Source organism: Pseudomonas sp. D3-10, assembly GCF_051132175.1.
Classification (GTDB): domain Bacteria; phylum Pseudomonadota; class Gammaproteobacteria; order Pseudomonadales; family Pseudomonadaceae; genus Aquipseudomonas.
In genome coordinates this window covers 3291596-3310834 of record NZ_CP071668.1, presented here as the reverse complement: position 1 = coordinate 3310834, position 19239 = coordinate 3291596, and the positions used below count along the sequence as shown (strand labels likewise).

12 protein-coding genes are annotated in these 19239 nt (G+C 61.6%); 8 read left to right on the top strand and 4 right to left on the bottom strand.

The window, feature by feature from the left end:
- Positions 1-56: 56 nt before the first annotated feature.
- Positions 57-1007, bottom strand: coding sequence for a DUF1853 family protein (locus tag J3P90_RS14790; protein ID WP_420766555.1), 951 nt, complete (start codon positions 1005-1007; stop codon positions 57-59).
- 105 nt (positions 1008-1112) lie between these two features.
- Between J3P90_RS14790 and J3P90_RS14785 the strand changes: the two genes are divergently transcribed.
- The 8 genes from J3P90_RS14785 (at position 1113) to J3P90_RS14750 (ending at position 11476) form a co-directional block, all read left to right on the top strand.
- Entirely contained in the window at positions 1113-2003 is an 891-nt protein-coding gene (locus J3P90_RS14785; protein WP_003180647.1) for an NAD(+) kinase, read from the top strand.
- Positions 2000-2974 carry a metallophosphoesterase gene (locus tag J3P90_RS14780; protein WP_420766633.1) on the top strand — a complete coding sequence of 325 codons (975 nt, stop codon included), beginning with the start codon at positions 2000-2002 and terminating at the stop codon, positions 2972-2974. The genes J3P90_RS14785 and J3P90_RS14780 overlap by 4 nt, the downstream gene beginning before the upstream one ends.
- Positions 2971-3843 (top strand): rhomboid family intramembrane serine protease, encoded by an 873-nt coding sequence (locus tag J3P90_RS14775; RefSeq protein WP_434563737.1) that lies wholly within the window; start codon positions 2971-2973, stop codon positions 3841-3843. The genes J3P90_RS14780 and J3P90_RS14775 overlap by 4 nt, the downstream gene beginning before the upstream one ends.
- Positions 3844-3888: 45 nt before the next feature.
- Positions 3889-4149 (top strand): YeaC family protein, encoded by a 261-nt coding sequence (locus J3P90_RS14770; RefSeq protein WP_420766553.1) that lies wholly within the window; start codon positions 3889-3891, stop codon positions 4147-4149.
- On the top strand, positions 4146-4976 hold the full coding sequence (locus tag J3P90_RS14765) for a DUF2797 domain-containing protein (RefSeq protein ID WP_434674957.1): 831 nt from the start codon (positions 4146-4148) through the stop codon (positions 4974-4976). The genes J3P90_RS14770 and J3P90_RS14765 overlap by 4 nt, the downstream gene beginning before the upstream one ends.
- Positions 4977-4989: 13 nt before the next feature.
- Positions 4990-7647 carry an aminopeptidase N gene (gene pepN, locus J3P90_RS14760; RefSeq protein ID WP_434674956.1) on the top strand — a complete coding sequence of 886 codons (2658 nt, stop codon included), beginning with the start codon at positions 4990-4992 and terminating at the stop codon, positions 7645-7647.
- Between the two features lie 357 nt (positions 7648-8004).
- On the top strand, positions 8005-9057 hold the full coding sequence (locus J3P90_RS14755) for a WD40/YVTN/BNR-like repeat-containing protein (RefSeq protein WP_420766550.1): 1053 nt from the start codon (positions 8005-8007) through the stop codon (positions 9055-9057).
- 43 nt (positions 9058-9100) lie between these two features.
- Positions 9101-11476 (top strand): efflux RND transporter permease subunit, encoded by a 2376-nt coding sequence (locus J3P90_RS14750; RefSeq protein ID WP_434674955.1) that lies wholly within the window; start codon positions 9101-9103, stop codon positions 11474-11476.
- 150 nt (positions 11477-11626) lie between these two features.
- On the opposite strand, the gene J3P90_RS14745 is transcribed toward J3P90_RS14750, so the two are convergent.
- The 3 genes from J3P90_RS14745 to J3P90_RS14735 all read right to left on the bottom strand — a co-directional run bounded on the left by J3P90_RS14745 (position 11627) and on the right by J3P90_RS14735 (position 19091).
- Entirely contained in the window at positions 11627-16312 is a 4686-nt protein-coding gene (locus J3P90_RS14745; protein WP_434674954.1) for a dermonecrotic toxin domain-containing protein, read from the bottom strand.
- 112 nt (positions 16313-16424) lie between these two features.
- On the bottom strand, positions 16425-17150 hold the full coding sequence (locus tag J3P90_RS14740) for a FadR/GntR family transcriptional regulator (RefSeq protein WP_434563751.1): 726 nt from the start codon (positions 17148-17150) through the stop codon (positions 16425-16427).
- Positions 17151-17354: 204 nt separating this feature from the next.
- Complete coding sequence (locus tag J3P90_RS14735; protein ID WP_420766546.1) at positions 17355-19091, bottom strand: IlvD/Edd family dehydratase; 1737 nt, start codon at positions 19089-19091, stop codon at positions 17355-17357.
- Between the last annotated feature and the right edge of the window lie 148 nt (positions 19092-19239).

Here is a 19239-nt window from a genome sequence, read left to right as displayed (position 1 = left end):
TTCCAAATGTGGGAGCGAGCCTGCTCGCGATGGTGCCCAGAAGGGCATTTCAAAGCTTAGCCGTTGCCCGGCACATCCGGCCAAAGATCCGCCACAAGGAACGCCCGCTCGGCTTCTTCCCATTCGCCCTCGGCATTTTCCGTCAGGCGCACCATCAGTTGTGCCGGCGCCATGGGGTCGAGTGCGGTTCGCCAGGCGTCCAGTTGCGCGGCAGTCCAGACCTGGTCCGGCGGATAATGGGCCGGGGCCAGCCAGGCGGCGCGGGGCAGGGGCTGCCAGCGGCCCGGAGGCCGTTGGCCGATGAACCCAGGCCAATCGCGTTGATGCAGCCAACGGCCGCGCAAATGCCTGGGGTGCGCGCCGCTCGGTGGTTCGGCCTCGCCGGGCCAGGGGTAGAGCAGATAACCGCCGAGCCATAGGTGTGGGCGAAACGATTCGATGCCCAGCGCAGCCAGGGCCTGACGACTTTCCGGGCGGGCTGAAATCGGCAGTTGGTGCTCGCGCAGGTGCGCCAGCTTGCGGTCGAGACGGTCATGGCAGCCGGGGCCGAGCCATTGCGCAGTGTCGTGGCCGTTGCCCTGTTGCGGGCCCAGGTATAGCTTGATCGCCAGTTCCAGGTGGTGCACACCTTCGCCATCGCGCAGCAACAGGTCCAGTTCCCCCAGCGTATGGCCTTCGCGACGGATCGGCAGGTTCGCCGCGATCAGTTCGATGCCCGGCGCGTGTTGCACGGCAAACTGCCACAGCCTTTCGTAATACAGGCCCAGGCGCCGCGTCCGACCTTGGGACAGGCATTGCAGCAACGGGTAGCTGTCGCGGTCCAGCTGGCGAAGCCAATGCTCCAATCGATGGGGTTGCTGCACCCAGTCGCTGCCCGCCAGCGGGTGACGCTGGGGCCAAGGGGTGTCGATGAGCATCGGTGGGGCGACGATCACCCACGCCAGATCCCGCACTTCGGGATGGCGCAGGCGGCGGGGCAGGTCCAGCAACTCAGGGAACAGGATCATCTTGCGAGCATAGCCGTTGCGCTGGAGGCTTAAAGAATTTTGTCTACGGAGCGCTTTCGCCCATAATCGTATTTTTCGCCCGTCGCAGACCCTCGCAGGAGCCTCATGGAGCAATTTCGCAATATCGGCATCATCGGTCGCCTGGGCAGTTCACAGGTGCTGGACACCGTTCGCCGTCTCAAACGCTTCCTCCTGGAGCGGCACCTGCATGTGATCCTCGAAGACACCATCGCCGAAGTGCTGCCGGGCCACGGTCTGCAGACATCGTCGCGCAAGATGCTCGGCGAAGTCTGCGACATGGTCATCGTCGTCGGCGGCGACGGCAGCCTGCTGGGCGCCGCCCGGGCCTTGGCACGGCACAACATTCCGGTACTGGGCATCAACCGTGGCAGCCTTGGCTTCCTTACCGATATCCGCCCGGACGAGCTGGAAATCAAGGTTGCCGAGGTACTGGACGGCCATTATCTGGTGGAGAACCGCTTCCTGCTGCAAGCCGAGGTCCGTCGTCACGCCGAGGCCATCGGCCAAGGCGATGCCCTCAACGACGTGGTGCTGCACCCCGGCAAGTCCACCCGCATGATCGAATTCGAGCTGTACATCGATGGCCAGTTCGTCTGCAGCCAGAAGGCCGACGGCCTGATCGTCGCGACGCCCACCGGTTCCACCGCCTATGCGCTGTCGGCGGGCGGGCCGATCATGCATCCCAAGCTCGACGCTATTGTGATTGTGCCCATGTACCCCCATACCTTGTCTGGGCGACCCATCGTGGTCGATGGCAACAGTGAACTGAAAATCGTCGTGTCCAAGGATATGCAGATCTACCCGCAAGTATCATGCGACGGCCAGAACCATTTCACCTGCGCGCCAGGTGACACCATCACCGTCAGCAAAAAGGCCCAGAAGCTGCGCCTGATCCACCCGTTGGATCACAACTACTACGAAGTCTGCCGGACCAAGCTCGGCTGGGGCAGTCGTCTGGGGGGTGGAGGCGACTGATGCTCGATCCCGCGCGCAGTTACGACCTGATCGGCGACGTGCACGGATGCGCCTTGACCCTGGAACACCTGCTTGACCGGCTCGGTTACCACAAGCAGGGCGGGGTCTGGCGGCATCCGTCGCGCATGGCTGTGTTCCTTGGAGATATCATCGACCGTGGCCCGCGTATTCGCGAGGCGCTGCACATCGTCCACGACATGGTGCAGGCCGGCCAGGCGCTGTGCATCATGGGCAACCACGAATTCAATGCGCTGGGTTGGAGCACGCCGGCACTGCCGGGCAGCGGCCAGCGCTACGTGCGTGAACACACGCCGCGCCATGCCCGCCTGCTCAACGAGACGCTGAGCCAGTTCGAGCAGCACCCTGGCGAGTGGCGCGATTTCCTCAAATGGTTCTATGAGCTGCCGTTGTTTGTCGATGCCGGCCGTTTCCGGGTCGTGCACGCTTGCTGGGATGCCGGCCTCATCGAACCCTTGCGTGGCCTGTTTCCGAATGGCTGCGTCGACGAGCATTTTCTCCAGGCGTCGGCCGAATCCGGCAGTTTCGCCTGTACGGTCTTCGACCGCCTGCTGCGGGGCACCGACATGCGCCTGCCCCATGGCATGACCCTGACGGGTGGCGATGGCCTGACGCGGGCATTCTTCCGCACCAAGTTCTGGGAAGACAACCCGCAGACCTACGGCGACATCGTGTTCCAGCCTGATGCATTGCCAGAACCTGTGGCCCGCACGCCATTGTCCCCGGATGAAAAAAACAACCTGCTGCGTTATGGCGTCGATCAGCCGATGTTGTTCGTCGGCCATTATTGGCGCAGCGGCAAGCCTGCGCCGATCCGCTCGAACCTGGCGTGCCTGGACTACAGCGCGGTGCTCTATGGCAAGCTCGTTGCGTATCGCCTCGACCAGGAAACCCGCCTGGATCCGCACAAGTTCGTCTGGGTCGATGTCGAGCGACCGGAGGTGGTGCAATGAGCGTCGTCGCGGTCCTGCGCCTGCCCCTGGCGGTAGACCTCAGCGGTTTCGTCAAACTGCTGCAACGCATGCAGGTCCCCCATCGCGTCAGTGAAGAGGCGGGTGAGCAGGTGCTCTGGGTGCCGAACGAGATCAGTGAAGACGTGCGCTCGTTGTATGCGCGATTCCCTGCTGGCGATCCCGAGCAGCAGCTGGAACTGCCGGACAAGGGCAGCACTTCCCGGCGAACCGGGTTCGTGCAACAGCTGACCCGCAGTCCGGTGACGGCCCTGGTATTGCTGCTGAGCCTGATCGTCAGCGCCGTGACGCTGCTGGGGGACAATCTTGAAACCTTGCGCTGGCTGACCTTCCTCCAGTTTCGCATCGTCGGCGAGTACATCCAGTTCACACCGCTGGCCGATAGCCTGGCGGCGGGGCAGTGGTGGCGCCTGGTGACGCCGATGCTGATTCACTTCGGCTTCCTGCACATCGCCATGAATGGCATGTGGTATTGGGAGCTGGGGCGGCGGATCGAAGCGCGCCAGGGCGGCATCAACCTGTTGGGGCTGACGCTGCTGTTCAGCCTTGTCTCCAATTTCGCCCAGTACTTTTTCAGCGGCCCGACGCTGTTCGGCGGGTTGTCGGGAGTGTTGTACGGCCTGCTGGGGCATTGCTGGATCTACCAACTGCTCGCACCGAACCCGGCCTATCATTTGCCCCGAGGGGTGCTGGTGATGATGCTGGTGTGGTTGCTGCTGTGTCTGTCCGGGCTGGTTTCGCTGATCGGTTTCGGCGAGATCGCCAACGCGGCCCATGTCGGTGGGCTGCTCGTCGGCTGCTTCACCGGGCTGTTGGGCGGGCTGTTCGCTCGCCGTAAAATGTCTCTTTGACAGGCGCCTGTGTCTTTTGAAAATGCGCGATTGCGCGGAGAATCCATGTCTTCCTTCAACGAAATGATCCAGAACATCACCCCCGACATCTACCGCAGCCTGAAGTTGGCCGTGGAGATCGGTAAATGGGCCGATGGCAACAAGCTCACCGCCGAGCAGCGCGAGCTGTCGCTGCAGGCGATGATCGCCTGGGAAATCCAGAACCTGCCCGAGGAAGAGCGCACCGGCTACATGGGCCCGCAGGAATGCCAGTCCAAAGCCATCGAAGTGCCCAATATCCTGTTCAAGTCGGATGCCATCCATTGATCGAGATTGGCCGCGGTGCAATCAGCAAGATGTCGGCGCGCCTTGACGGGCCGACTGTTCAATATGCCTTTCGCCTGGGTGACGTCGAGGTGCCGGTCAATCCGTTGATCGGCAGCACGATTCGCCTGCAATACCTTGGTGCGATCCACTGCACCCATTGCGGACGCCGGACCAAGACCAGTTTCAGCCAGGGTTATTGCTACCCTTGCATGACCAAGCTGGCCCAGTGCGACCTGTGCATCATGAGCCCCGAGCGCTGCCATTTCGACGCGGGCACCTGCCGCGACCCAGCGTGGGGCGAGCAGTTCTGCATGACCGATCACGTGGTCTACCTCGCCAATTCGTCGGGCGTGAAAGTCGGCATCACCCGCGCCACGCAGTTGCCGACCCGCTGGCTCGACCAGGGTGCGAGCCAGGCGCTGCCGATCCTGCGGGTCGCCACCCGCCAGCAGTCGGGGTTCGTCGAGGACCTGTTCCGCAGCCAGGTGGCGGACAAGACCAACTGGCGCGCCTTGCTCAAGGGCGACGCGGCGGCGGTGGACTTGCCCGCCTCCCGCGATTCCCTCTTCGAAAGCTGCGCCCCGGGCTTGCAGGGCCTTCAGGAACGATTCGGCTTGCAGGCGATCCAGACCATAGCGGACGTCGAACCCATCGAGATCCGTTACCCGGTGGAGCAATACCCGGCCAAGATCGTCAGCTTCAACCTGGACAAGGACCCCATCGCCGAGGGCACGCTGTTGGGGATCAAGGGCCAATACCTGATTTTCGACACCGGCGTGATCAATATTCGTAAATACACGGCTTACCAGCTCGCCGTGCATCAGTAGAAGGATTCGACCCATGCGCACCGAACAACCGAAGATGATCTACCTCAAGGACTATCAGGCCCCCGAGTACCTGATCGACGAAACACACCTGACCTTCGAGTTGTTCGAGGACCACAGCCTGGTCCATGCGCAACTGGTGATGCGCCGCAACCCCGAGCGCGGTGCCGGACTGCCGCCGCTGGTGCTCGATGGCCAGCAGTTGGAATTGCTGTCGATCAAGCTCGACGACGCCGACCTGGGGCAGGGCGACTACCAGCTCGATGACAGCCACCTGACCTTGCAGCCCAAGGCCCAGGCGTTCACGGTCGATACCACTGTGCGGATCCATCCGGAAACCAATACAGCGCTGGAAGGCCTCTATAAATCCGGCAGTATGTTTTGCACCCAGTGCGAGGCCGAGGGGTTCCGCAAGATCACTTACTACCTCGACCGCCCTGATGTGATGAGCAAGTTCACCACCACGGTGGTGGCCGAGCAGCACAGCTATCCGGTGCTGCTGTCCAACGGCAACCCGATTGCCAGCGGCCCCGGCGAGGACGGTCGGCACTGGGCGACCTGGGAAGATCCGTTCAAGAAGCCCGCCTACCTGTTTGCACTGGTGGCCGGTGACCTGTGGTGCGTCGAAGACACGTTCACCACCATGACCGACCGCACCGTGGCGCTGCGCATCTACGTCGAGCCAGAAAACATCGACAAGTGCCAGCACGCCATGACCAGCCTGAAGAAGTCGATGCGCTGGGACGAAGAGGTGTACGGTCGCGAATACGACCTCGACATTTTCATGATTGTGGCGGTCAACGACTTCAACATGGGCGCCATGGAAAACAAGGGCCTCAATATCTTCAACTCCAGCGCCGTGCTGGCCCGTGCCGAAACCGCCACCGACGCCGCGCACCAGCGGGTCGAGGCGATCGTTGCCCACGAATATTTCCATAACTGGTCGGGCAACCGCGTGACCTGCCGCGACTGGTTCCAGTTGTCGCTCAAGGAAGGCTTCACGGTGTTCCGCGACGCCGGCTTCTCGGCGGACATGAACTCGGCCACCGTCAAGCGTATCCAGGACGTGGCGTACCTGCGTACCCACCAGTTTGCCGAGGACGCGGGGCCAATGGCCCACCCGGTGCGCCCGGACAGCTTCATCGAGATCTCCAACTTCTATACCCTGACCGTGTACGAAAAGGGCTCGGAAGTGGTCGGCATGATCCACACCCTGCTGGGGGCCGAAGGCTTCCGCAAGGGCAGCGACCTGTATTTCGAGCGTCACGACGGCCAGGCCGTAACCTGCGACGATTTCATCAAGGCCATGGAAGATGCCAACGGTGTCGACCTGAGCCAGTTCAAGCGCTGGTATAGCCAGGCCGGTACCCCACGGCTGGTGGTGAGCGAGTCCTACGACGCAGCGGCCAAGACCTACAGCCTGACCTTCCGCCAGAGCTGCCCGCCAACCCCGGACAAAGCGGAAAAGCTGCCGTTCGTGATTCCCGTCGAGTTGGGCCTGTTGGACAGCCAGGGCGGTGAAATGCCGCTGCGCCTGAACGGCGAAGCGGCGGCCAGCGGCACGACCCGAGTGATCTCGGTGACCGAAGCCGAGCAGACCTTCACCTTCGTCGATATCGCCGAGAAGCCTCTGCCTTCGTTGCTGCGCGGTTTCTCCGCACCGGTGAAACTGAGCTTCCCATACGACCGCGACCAACTGATGTTCCTGATGCAGCACGACAGCGATGGCTTCAACCGCTGGGATGCCGGCCAGCAGTTGTCGGTGCAGGTGTTGCAGGAACTGATCGGCCAGCACCAGCGGGGCGAGAGCCTGGTGCTGGATCCACGGCTGGTCAGCGCATTGCGCACCGTGCTGTCGGATGAATCGCTGGATCAGGCGATGGTCGCGGAAATGCTCTCGCTGCCAAGCGAAGCCTACCTGACCGAAATCAGCGAAATCGCCGACGTCGAGGCGATCCACGTCGCCCGCGAGTTTGCCCGCCGGCAATTGGCGCAGGACCTGTTCGAAGCCTTATGGCTGCGCTATGAGGCCAATCGCGACCTGTCCCGGCGCACGCCTTACGTGGCCGAGGCCGAACACTTCGCCCGTCGCGCGTTGCAGAACATTGCGCTGTCGTACCTGATGCTGACCGACAAACCGCAAGTGTTGAGCGCGACGCTCGATCAGTTCGACACTGCCGACAACATGACCGAGCGCCTCACGGCGCTGGCGGTGCTGGTCAACTCTCCGTTCGAAACCGAGAAGGCTCGCGCCCTGGAAGTGTTCGCGGAAAACTTCAAGGGCAACCCACTGGTCATGGACCAATGGTTCAGCGTACAGGCGGGCAGCCCGTTGCCGGGTGGCCTGGCGCGGGTCAAGGCGCTGATGGAGCACCCTGCGTTCAACATCAAGAATCCGAACAAGGTGCGGGCGTTGATCGGCGCGTTCGCCGGGCAGAACCTGATCAACTTCCACGCCGCCGACGGTTCGGGCTACCGCTTCCTGGCGGATCTGGTCATCCAGCTCAACGGTTTCAACCCGCAGATCGCCTCGCGGCAACTGGCGCCGCTGACCCGGTGGCGCAAATACGACAGTGCCCGCCAGGCACTGATGAAGGCCGAGCTGGAGCGCATCCTGGCGTCTGGCGGGTTGTCGGCCGATGTGTTTGAAGTGGTGAGCAAGAGCCTGGCTTGACTAGGCTTCGCGCTGCCTTTTGTGGCGAGGGAGCTTGCTCCCGCTGGCCTGCAAAGCAGGCCTGCCCTTGATTCGTTTCGCCACTGAAGGCGCGTGAACCAGGAAAAGGGAGTCCGCCGGCCTCCAGCGGGAGCAAGCTCCCTCGCCACAGTCATCATTCTCACGAATATCTTCTGATTCACCCCTTCCCGTTATCCCCATGGTTAACAAAAGATAACGTGGCGTCGATTGTCAGACCTTTCGAAAGCCCGATAGGATAGGTTCCGCTTGCGAGTGGCTCTAGATTGCAGGTTTCAGGGCTATGCTCCAAGCCTGGCAACGTACCAAGCCATAACAATAATAATGGGGGAAAGGTCTATGAATGAGCCTGTCATGGCTGTGGGCCGCTGCCGGCCGCCGATGCTGCGCCGTGTGGCGTTGCTGGCCTCGGCGCTCTCACTGCTGGGCTCCGCCGTCTTGTCGGCACCCGTGCTGGCGGTGGCCGCATCGACATCCGATGTCATCTATTCCGTCGAGTCGGCAAAGGCCAGCAAGACCCTGATGCTTGATGTGGTCCAGGCCGGCCAGCGACTGGTGGCGGTCGGTGACCGTGGCCACATCGTCTATTCCGATGACCAGGGTAAATCCTGGACCCAGGCCAAGGTTCCGACCCGCCAGCTGCTCACTGCGGTGTTCTTCGTGGATGACAAGCATGGCTGGGCCGTAGGACACGACGCGCAGATCCTCGCCAGCGTCGACGGCGGCACCACCTGGACCAAGCAATTCGAAGACCTGCCTCGCGAGGCGCCCTTGCTGGACGTCTGGTTCCAGGACCCCAGCCATGGGTTCGCCGTGGGTGCCTACGGTGCGCTGTACGAGACCAACGATGGCGGCAAGCACTGGGAAGACGCCAGCGACCGCCTCGACAATGAAGATCAATACCACCTCAATGCTGTTACCGCCGTGAAAGATACAGGGCTGTTCATCGTCGGCGAGGCCGGCAGCATGTTCCGTTCCTCCGATTGGGGGCAGACCTGGGAAAAAATCCAAGGCCCTTATGAAGGCTCGCTGTTTGGCGTCGTTGGCACAGCCCAGCCTTCGACCCTGTTGGCCTACGGCCTTCGCGGCAATCTTTATCGTTCCACCGATTTTGGCACGACCTGGGAGCAGGTCGAGCTCAAGGCCGCCCGTGGCGCGCTGGAGTTCGGCTTGTCGGGTGCAACGCTGTTGCCGGACGGCTCGATCGTCATCGTCGGCAACGGTGGCAGCGTGATCCGCAGCACCGACGATGGCGTGACGTTCAGCGTGTTCAACCGTCCGGATCGAATTTCCGTGGCGGCCGTCACGTCGGCGGGCAACGGTAACCTGATCTTGGCGGGACAGGGCGGTGTTCGCGCCACCACGTCCACTGGCGCCGAATTGAGCAAATGAGCCGGACCTGTCAGACGGGCACAATAACAACAAGGCGGACCCCATGAGCAGTCATCATCAAGACAAGGCGACGTTTCTCGAACGCCTGATTTTCAACAACCGCCCGGCAGTGATCGTCATTTGCCTGCTGGTCAGCATCTTCCTTTTCTGGCAAGCGACGCTGATCCGGCCCTCCACCAGTTTCGAAAAAATGATCCCCCTCGAGCATCCTTTCATCGAAAAGATGCTCGAACACCGCAACGATCTGGCGAACCTCGGCAACACGGTGCGGATCTCCGTTGAAGCCACTGACGGCGACATTTTCTCCAAGGAATACATGGAGACCCTGCGCCAGATCCACGATGAAGTGTTCTATATCTTCGGCGTTGACCGCTCCGGGCTCAAGTCGCTGTGGAGCCCGAGCGTGCGCTGGACCGAGGTGACGGAGGAGGGCTTCGCCGGCGGTGAGGTGATTCCCCAGAGCTACGATGGCTCGGCGGACAGCCTCGACTTGTTGCGCAACAACGTGCTCAAGTCCGGCCAGGTCGGGCGCCTGGTGGCGAACGACTTCAAATCGAGCATCATCGATATCCCGCTGCTGGAGTCCTACCCGGACCCGCAAGACCAAGGCAAGTTGCTCGCCCTGGATTACCGCAAGTTTTCCCATGAGCTTGAAGATAAGATCCGCAACAAGTTCGAAGCCCAGAACCCCAATGTGCAGATCCATATCGTCGGTTTCGCCAAGAAGGTCGGCGACCTGATCGACGGCCTGGTCATGGTGGTGATGTTCTTTGGCGTGGCCTTCGTGATTACGTTGATCCTCCTGTACTGGTTCACCAACTGCATGCGCAGCACCGTGGCGGTGTTGAGCACCACATTGGTGGCGGTGGTCTGGCAGTTGGGGCTGATGCACGCGGCGGGCTTTGGCCTTGACCCCTATTCGATGCTGGTGCCGTTCCTGATCTTTGCCATCGGCATTTCCCATGGCGTGCAGAAAATCAACGGCATCGCCTTGCAGTCCAGCGAAGCGGACAACGCGCTGACGGCTGCCCGGCGTACCTTCCGCCAGTTGTTCCTGCCGGGGATGATCGCGATCCTGGCCGATGCCGTCGGCTTCATTACCTTGTTGATCATCGACATCGGCGTGATTCGCGAACTGGCCATCGGCGCCTCCATCGGTGTGGCGGTGATCGTGTTCACCAACCTGATCCTGTTACCGGTGGCGATTTCCTATGTAGGCATCAGCAAGCGGGCCGTCGAGCGCAGCAAGAAAGACGCGACCCGCGAGCATCCGTTCTGGCGCCTGCTGTCGAAGTTCGCCAGTGCCAAGGTCGCGCCGGTGTCGATTGCCTTGGCGGTACTCGCTTTCGGCGGCGGCCTCTGGTACAGCCAGAACCTGAAGATCGGCGACCTGGACCAGGGCGCACCCGAGCTGCGACCGGATTCGCGCTACAACCAAGACAACAATTTCATCATCAGCAACTATTCCACCAGTTCCGATGTGCTGGTGGTGATGGTCAAGACCAAGGCCGAAGGCTGCTCGCGCTATGAAGCCATGGCGCCGATCGACGAGCTGATGTGGAAGATGCAGAACACCGAGGGCGTGCAATCGGCGATTTCCCTGGTGACCGTGTCCAAGCAAATGATCAAGGGCATGAACGAGGGCAACCTGAAATGGGAAACCCTGTCCCGTAACCCCGATGTGCTCAACAGCTCCATTGCCCGGGCCGATGGCCTGTATAACAACAGCTGTTCCCTGGCGCCGGTGCTGGTGTTCCTCAACGACCACAAGGCCGAGACCCTGGACCGCGCGGTGAAGGCGGTGCAGGACTTCGCCAAGGAGAACAACCGCGATGGCCTGGAATTCATCCTGGCCGCCGGTAACGCCGGCATCGAGGCCGCCACCAACGAAGTGATCAAGGAATCGGAGCTGATCATCCTCATCCTGGTTTATATCTGCGTCGCGACGATGTGCATGATCACCTTCCGCTCCTGGGCGGCGACGCTGTGCATCGTCCTGCCGCTGGTGCTGACGTCGGTGTTGGGCAACGCGTTGATGGCCTTCATGGGGATTGGCGTGAAGGTCGCGACCCTGCCGGTGGTGGCCTTGGGTGTAGGGATCGGCGTGGACTACGGCATTTACATCTACAGTCGCCTGGAGAGTTTCCTGCGGGCCGGCCTGCCGTTGCAGGAAGCGTATTACCAGACGCTGAAGTCCACCGGCAAAGCGGTGCTGTTCACCGGGCTGTGCCTGGCGATCGGGGTGTGCACGTGGATCTTCTCGGCCATCAAGTTCCAGGCTGACATGGGCTTGATGCTGACGTTCATGCTGCTGTGGAACATGTTCGGCGCGTTGTGGCTGCTGCCGGCCTTGGCGCGCTTCCTGATCAAGCCGGAAAAACTGGCGGGGCAGAAGGGCAATTCGTTGTTTGCCCATTGACCGATGGCAGAACCTTCAGCACAGCCCCAGGTGGTGAATTGATGTGGGAGCGAGCTTGCTCGCGATAGCGGTGTGACAGTCAATTAAGGTGTTGAATGTCCATCCGCCATCGCGAGCAAGCTCGCTCCCACAGGCTTTCATGTGCCTCGATCACGGCGCCAACGGTAGAAACCTGCCTTGTGCCAGCGACCGGCCTATCTGGCCACGATGCACGTTTACAACTGCATAAGGGCTGTCGGCCTTGGCAAGCAGCGAATGATAGTGTTCGTGGCGTTGTTCCTTGGTCTTGAGATGGGCGACGGTGTAGTCAGCTTTCGGCGAATCCACCGTTTCATAGTGAAAATGCCCATACCAGAGTGGAAAGCCTTTGCGGTCGTTGACGGCGTACTCCTGGAGGAAATCCTTGCGGGTGCCTTTCAAGGCCTGGCGCTTGCCAAGCAGCGCGACTTGAATCAGGTTTTTATCGAACAAGTAACGAAGGTTGCCGTCGGTGGGCGGCAGATGCAGGCTCAGCTCGGTGCGCAACGCATTGCCTTTGCTGCCCAAGCTTGAAATCGCATCCGACAATTGTTTGCCTAGCGCCTGGTCCGCCGCTGTGCGAGATGTTTTCGAGGCGGCGAACGCGCGGTCCAGTTCATCGACCAGGACACGGAAGCGACTCGCTTCGTTGCTCATGATTTCTTCGATCTCCTGGGGGTGTCGGCAGCGCTTTTTGTAGTCCTCGGCGCGGCGCAGGCGTTCCGACAACTGTTCCAGCAGCTGCTGCGCATCGGCCTTGATTGCCTTGATGGAGCGCGTTCGGGGCGCGGGCTGCGGCCGACGTACTTCAACGACATCCCAGACATCGTCGTGTTGCGAATACGTGGAAAGCACCTCGTCATTGGCTTGCGAGCGCAGCTCGACGACTTCGATCGGCAAGCTGGTACCCGCAGGCTTCAGGTCGCCAATCAGCACGCCGTTCTTTCGCGTCTTGATCACCTTCTTCTGAGGACGGCCGGAGGGCGATTTCGGGCGTTTTGACGGGCGCTTGCGAGGTTTAGGCTCGGGTTTGACTTCGGCGGCGAGCTTGCTGGAGGCGTCTTGGTACAGGCTGTCGACCAGGGAGATCAGCTTGTCGAAGTACGCTTCGTTGATGTCATCTATATAGAGCGTCTTCATGCCAAGCAAGGCATCCAGCGTCTTGGCGTATCGTTCGGTCAGGCTCTCCAATACCTCCAGATGCTCAAGCGCAGGCAGGTCGTACATGGCCAGTTCTGAATGCGAGCGCACCTGCTCGCCCAAGGGCTGGAGAATGCGAAACAGGCTGTTGGGCAGGTCGGTCTCCGGGCGCTTGATCGACAGCAACGGCAATGTCGCCAGTTGCAGGGCCTTGGAGCCCAAGGCATTTCTCTCGTCCAGGGGACGGTCTTTGACCAGGCGCTCGTAGGCCTGGGCGCCTGCGCTGTCCAGGTTCAATAGCCTGTCGAGGTATTCATCCTTGAGCTCCAGCCAGTGGATGGCCCGCTCATTGATCTCGGCTGTTTGGTCGAGGAACTTCAGATAGTCCCTCATGTTGGAAATGACGGCCGTCAGCACCAATTCTTCCGCATAGTTCGGGTTGGCTGCATTGAGGGCGCGTTGTTCCATATCAGTGACCAATACCGCCCTGCGGGCATTGATGACTACATTTTCCATCAGCACGCGGAGTTCCTTGGTGGGTATATCGATACCCAGCCTGGCGTGTTCAGGCGCGCTGCCTAGCAACTTCAGGTAGATATCGACCTGTTCTTTATTCAGGTCATAAAACACTTTGCGCCTGGGGCCACGCTGGTTTTCGGTTTTGGTGCTGTCATTTTCTACTCTGTTGAGTATCTGTTGAGCGACGTCCAGCTCCGTTTGCAACCTATCAATGCGCTTCCTCATCGCATTTGTCTCTTCGATCAAGGTGATGGTTCTTTTAACGTTCAGTTGCCGTTGCTCGGCAATGCGTTTAGGCGGCATGCCCCCCCTGAGGCGCAGCCCCAGGTCGATGGACCAGTTGCCTTGGCCATCCGTTTGCAGCGCCGGGCCCATCCTGAGCCGGTCGAGCGGGTCGACGATCCTGGTGCTGCCGTCCGCTTCCGGGCTGATTCGATACAAGTTTTCGTTCACCAGCGCGTGCCATTTGTTACCGATCACATAGAGGCCCTTGAAGGGACCGTAGTGGATCGGTTCGGGGAGAGATTCGGGGCGGGGTACTTGCATGCGTGCCAGTTGGGTGCGTTGCTGCGACGTCAGGCGATGACGGGCGCCGGTGAAACTGAAATCGAGAATGCGGTCGAGGGCGCCGGAATGCGCGTCGGGCAGGGAAACGGATCCTTCCAGGATGGCCGGCACCGGCGGCGCCGGCCATTGTTCGGCCGTGGCACGTGGAGCAGGGGCCTGCATGGCCTGCTCCTTGACCGTTTCGGCGATGGGCACGCGTGGTGGCGCCGGGCTGGCGTGCAACTGGCTGGTCAGCATGGCGAGGTTGACCAGGAAATCGACGGCAGCCAGTTCCCGTGTCGTGGGGTCTTCGCTGATCAGAGCGGGAATGTCGCGACTGGCGCTGGCCATCAAGCTCCATAACCAGACCGCGGACATGGCCGGGCCGCGCAACAACGGGAACAGCAACGTGTTGAACAACAGGCTGCCGCCTTCCAGCAATGCCGCCCAGCGGCTTTCGCTGTTCGAGACGGAGTTTCGGTCGGCCTGTGTGATCAAGGCCTGGGCGTTGCAGCCATACAGGTACTGGAGCAGTTCGCCTCGGTGCAGGTACTGCAGCAACTCGTCATTCATGCCATCGGTGGCAAGCGTGGCCGGGACGGGTTTTTCGGGGGCGCTGAATTCGTCGCCCTGGAAAAAGCGCACGATGTGCGGCTCCGTAAAGCCACCGTTGGCATACACCGAGCGCGCCGCGTCGGACATCCAGGTCAGGACGCTGGTTTGCAGGTCGCCCGTAGTGGCGATGGCCTGTTGCAGCGCCAGACGGGTGGGAAACTCCATCAGCGAGGGCACGTACAGCGGACGGTACAACAGATGCGGGCCGGTGCTGGCGTCCTGTGCTTCGACGATAAACATGTTGCTCGCGATGTCGGGCTGGGCCTGGGGTTTGCGCAGAAAGGCCAGGTGACGCATGACAACGGGTTGCCCGTCGACTTGTCGACCCTCGGTGTCGGGTTGGAAAACCGCTTCGATGAGGCGCAGCCCTTGGCGGGTCATGCCGTTTTTTTCGGTGAGCACCTGCCGCAGCGCTTCGAGCGGTAACTGCGCCGGGACCTGTTCGGCAAATATCTTTTGCTGCTCACGGGCTTGGGACGAGTCGCCCAACAGCTCTTGTTGCAGGTAGCGAGGATAGGTCGTGCCGATGTCGACTTGCTCGATCAGCCCGTTCTTGCGGGTGATGAAATCTGTTGTCAGCCAGGCCGGCAATGACAGGCCCTGCCGGTGGGCGAGTTGCAAATGGCCGCTGGGACGGGCGACAAGATTGTCGATGGCCAGGCGGGTCAGGCTCATCGTCCTGCGTTCGCTGATACCGGCCGTTCCGGGATATCCCGCGGATACTGTGAAGATCAGCTCGATGTCATCGGGTTGGTACTGGCTGGGGTCGGCCTTGTCCGGGCTGATGTCGTTGGTTTTGTTCATTTGCGTGAGCAGCGCCTCGGCGGCAAAGGCCTTGATGTCGCTGGGGTGGCTTGGGCCTTGAATCCGACTACTGATACTGGCCAGCGCCAGGCTGTATCGCTGGAATCGGCCGCAATCGGCCAGGGATGCATTTTTCAACCAATCGGGGAGTAGCGGCGCGAGTCGAGCCGATGTCTCAGGCGTCAGCCTTGGTGCATCGCGCAGGCATCGCGTCGGGTCGCTCAAGTCGCTGTACAGCGCACTGAGGTTCGCCAGGCCGATTTTTGACGGCAGTTGCACGGCCTTCAGCTCGGTGAGTTGTTGCTCCAGGATCAGCGCGGCCTGGGTGTCGAAAAGGTCGCCGTCGAGCTCGTAGCGTTGGCAAGTGATCGTGTCGACCACATAGCGATTGGCGATCTGTTCGCGCCAATGGCGATTGAAGGCGTCTAGCGATTCGAAAGGTCGGATGGCGGCGCCCGGGCTGCATAGCAAGAGCGTAAGCCCGTACTCGGTGTAATGCATGAGCAGAAGATCGCTGCTCGGCAACACCGAGGACACGGCGCCTTCGGTCAGCACGCTGTTCAGGCCATACACGTATACCGCAGAGGCATTGCGCTGGAAACGTTGCTCGCGGTCCGGCCACCGGACGATCTGGTCCAGCGCCTCGCAGGCGGGCACCGTCAGGCCCGGTTGCTGAAGCCTGCGGATATGCAACGAGATCCTCAGCGTATCGCCCAGCCAATGCCAGCGGCTGGTGCGGGCAGCCACCCGGGTGTGGGAGATGGTTTCGGCATCGCCGTTCCAATAGCGGGTCAATGCTTCTTCGAGCCCGATCGGCACGGTCCAGGGCAGCTCATGCAGCAGTTTCTCGACAACCTTCATGTCGAGCCTGTCGTTGCCCGACCAGAGACGGCTGGGGACCGAGTCGGACAGATAACAGTCCAAATTGCCCCGTGAACTGAAATCCACCGGCGTGCCGAGGGCCAGGTAATCGAGCACCAAGGGCATGAAGGGTTGGTAGTTCCAGCCTTGGGCGGCCTCGTTCGGTGTCGCCAGTCGGGTCTTGTCGAGGTCGATGGCCAGCGCGGGGTATTTTTCCCTGAGGGCTTGCCCGAGCACCTGCTGGACAACCTGCTTGAAGGTCGGGCGGGCGGACATCGGGTTGATGGTGTGCGCGGCGGCCGGCGGGCTGCCGGCCGAGGAGAGCGTGTTCATGAGAATTCCTTTTCTGGACGCATGGCCGTCGGGATGACGGCGAGAGTCAAGTGTCGGGATTCTCTTTCCCTGCGTGCGGTATATAGGTACCACCCGCTGGGGATGGCTTGTGTCAGGCCGGGGCGGGATCGCTGCCCAACACCACGTTCAAGGCGCTGCGGGCATCATCCAATTGCACCAGGGTGGCGTGGCGTGCGCCGAGGGCGTCGCGGTTCTCGATGGCGGTGAGGATCGCCTTGTGTCGCGGCATCGCCAGTTCATGCAGGTTGGGCCGCTGGTTGGAGTGCTTGAGCGCTTCGGCAATGGCCACGGACAACATGTTGCAGAGGTTGGCGAGCAGGTCGTTGTGGGTGGCGTCGGCGATGCGGCTGTGGAAATCCAGGTCCGGTTGCAGCAGCGCTTCGGGAGTCGGTGCCGCTTCCATGCGTTGGTAGGCTTCGCTGATGGCGGCAATGTCTTCGTCGGTGGCGAACTGCGCGGCGAGCGCGGCGGCGGCCGGTTCGATGATGCTGCGCACGCTGGTAAGCAGGCCGAAGAATTCATTCTGCGGGCTGCTTTGCATCAGCCAGTGCAGTACGTCCGGGTCGAGCATGTGCCATTCCCGACGGGCCTTGACCACCGTGCCCACTCGCGGCCGTGAATACACCAACCCCTTGGCGACCAACACCCGCGTGGCTTCGCGCAGCACGGGGCGGCTGACGGCGTACTCTTCGCACAGCAACGCTTCGGCGGGTAGTTTGTCGTCGGGCTTGAAGCGGCCGGAAACGATCTGTCTGCCCAGTTCCTGGACGATGCGCGCATGCATGCTTTTGCGGTCGGAGGGTTTACGGTAATCCATGGGACGCGGCGCGATCCTGTGTGCGTGGGGTGCTGCGCATGATAGCAGGCGCGGCGATGACGGGTCGCTAGTGCGATTTCGTTGGGGCAGATACAGGCCCCTTGTGGGAGCGAGCTTGCTCGCGATGGCGTCGGATCAGCCGGATCATTGCTGACTGGCCCACCGTTATCGCGAGCAGGCTTGCTTCCACAGGGAGGGGCGGGGTCAATGGGAGTGACGCGGCACCTCGGCGCCGCGGCAGCCCACCAGGAAGTCGAAGTCGCAGCCCTGGTCCGCTTGCAGCACATGGTCGATGTACAACTGGCGATAGCCGCCCACCAGCAATTGTTGCGGTGGTGCGAGGTCGGCCAGGCGCGCGGCGAGTTCGGCGTCCGGGATGTCCAGGTGCAAGCGGCCACTGGCGCAATCGAGTTCGATCCAGTCGCCTTCTTTCACGGCGGCCAAAGGTCCGCCAGCCGCGGCCTCCGGCGCCACGTGCAGCACCACGGTGCCGTAGGCGGTGCCGCTCATGCGCGCATCGGAAATGCGCACCATGTCTGTCACGCCCTGGGCCAGCAGCTTGGCCGGCAAGCCCATGTTGCCCACTTCAGCCATACCCGGATAACCCTTCGGCCCGCAGTTTTTCATGACCAGGATCGAGTCGGCATCGACGTCCAGTTCCGGGTCGTTGATCCTGGCCTTGTACTCGTCGAAGTTCTCGAACACCACCGCGCGACCACGATGTTGCATCAGTTGCGCCGTGGCGGCGGATGGCTTGAGCACTGCGCCCAATGGCGCCAGGTTGCCGCGCAGCACGCAGATACCGCCGTCGGCGCGGATCGGGTTGTCGAGGGTGCGGATGACTTCGTCCTGGCCGTAGATCGGCGCGTCCTTGGTGTTTTCACCGAGGCTCTTGCCGTTGACTGTCAGCGCGTTCGGGTGAGGGATCAGGTTGGCTTCACCCAGGCGACGCAGGACGGCGGGCAGGCCGCCGGCATAGTAGAACTCTTCCATCAGGAAGCGCCCGGATGGCTGCAGGTCGACGATGGTCGGCATGCCACGACCGATGCGGGTCCAGTCGTCCAGGTCCAGTTGCACGCCGATGCGTCCGGCGATGGCCTTGAGGTGAATGACCGCGTTGGTCGAACCGCCGATGGCGGCGTTGACGCGGATGGCGTTTTCGAAGGCTTCCTTGGTCAGGATCTTCGACAATCTCAGGTCTTCACGGACCATTTCCACCGCGCGCATGCCGGACATGTGGGCCAGCACATAACGACGGGCGTCCACGGCCGGAATCGCCGCGTTGTGGGGCAGGGAAGTGCCGAGGGCTTCAGCCATGCACGCCATGGTCGAGGCCGTGCCCATGGTGTTGCAGGTGCCGGCCGAGCGGGACATGCCGCCCTCGGCGGCGAGGAAGTCGTCAATGGTGATGGTGCCGGCCTTGACCTGCTCGCTCAACTGCCAAACCACCGTGCCTGATCCGATGTCCTGGCCCTTGTGCTTGCCGTTGAGCATCGGGCCACCGGTGACGACGATGGCCGGCACGTCGCAACTGGCGGCACCCATCAGCAAGGCCGGGGTGGTCTTGTCGCAACCGGTGAGCAGTACCACGCCATCGATCGGGTTGCCGCGAATCGCCTCTTCCACGTCCATGCTCGCCAGGTTGCGGGTCAGCATGGCGGTCGGGCGCAGGTTCGATTCGCCGTTGGAGAACACCGGGAATTCCACCGGGAAACCCCCAGCCTCGATCACGCCGCGTTTGACGTGCTCGGCGATCTGGCGGAAGTGCGCATTGCACGGCGTCAGCTCCGACCAGGTGTTGCAGATGCCGATGATCGGCTTGCCGTGGAACTGATGGTCGGCGATGCCCTGATTTTTCATCCAGCTGCGGTACATGAAGCCGTTCTTGTCGGCAGTGCCAAACCATTGGGCCGAGCGCAGGGAGGGTTTCTTATCAGACATGATCGATTCTCTTATTGTATGACTATATTGTTCGAGCTGAAGCGTAACATAAGCGCAATTTGCGCGGTTTGGAAGTGTTGTTGAGTAAATAGTATTACTATATAGTCCGATTCAACGGAGGGGTTGTCCTGGCGTTCGTTCGCGAGAG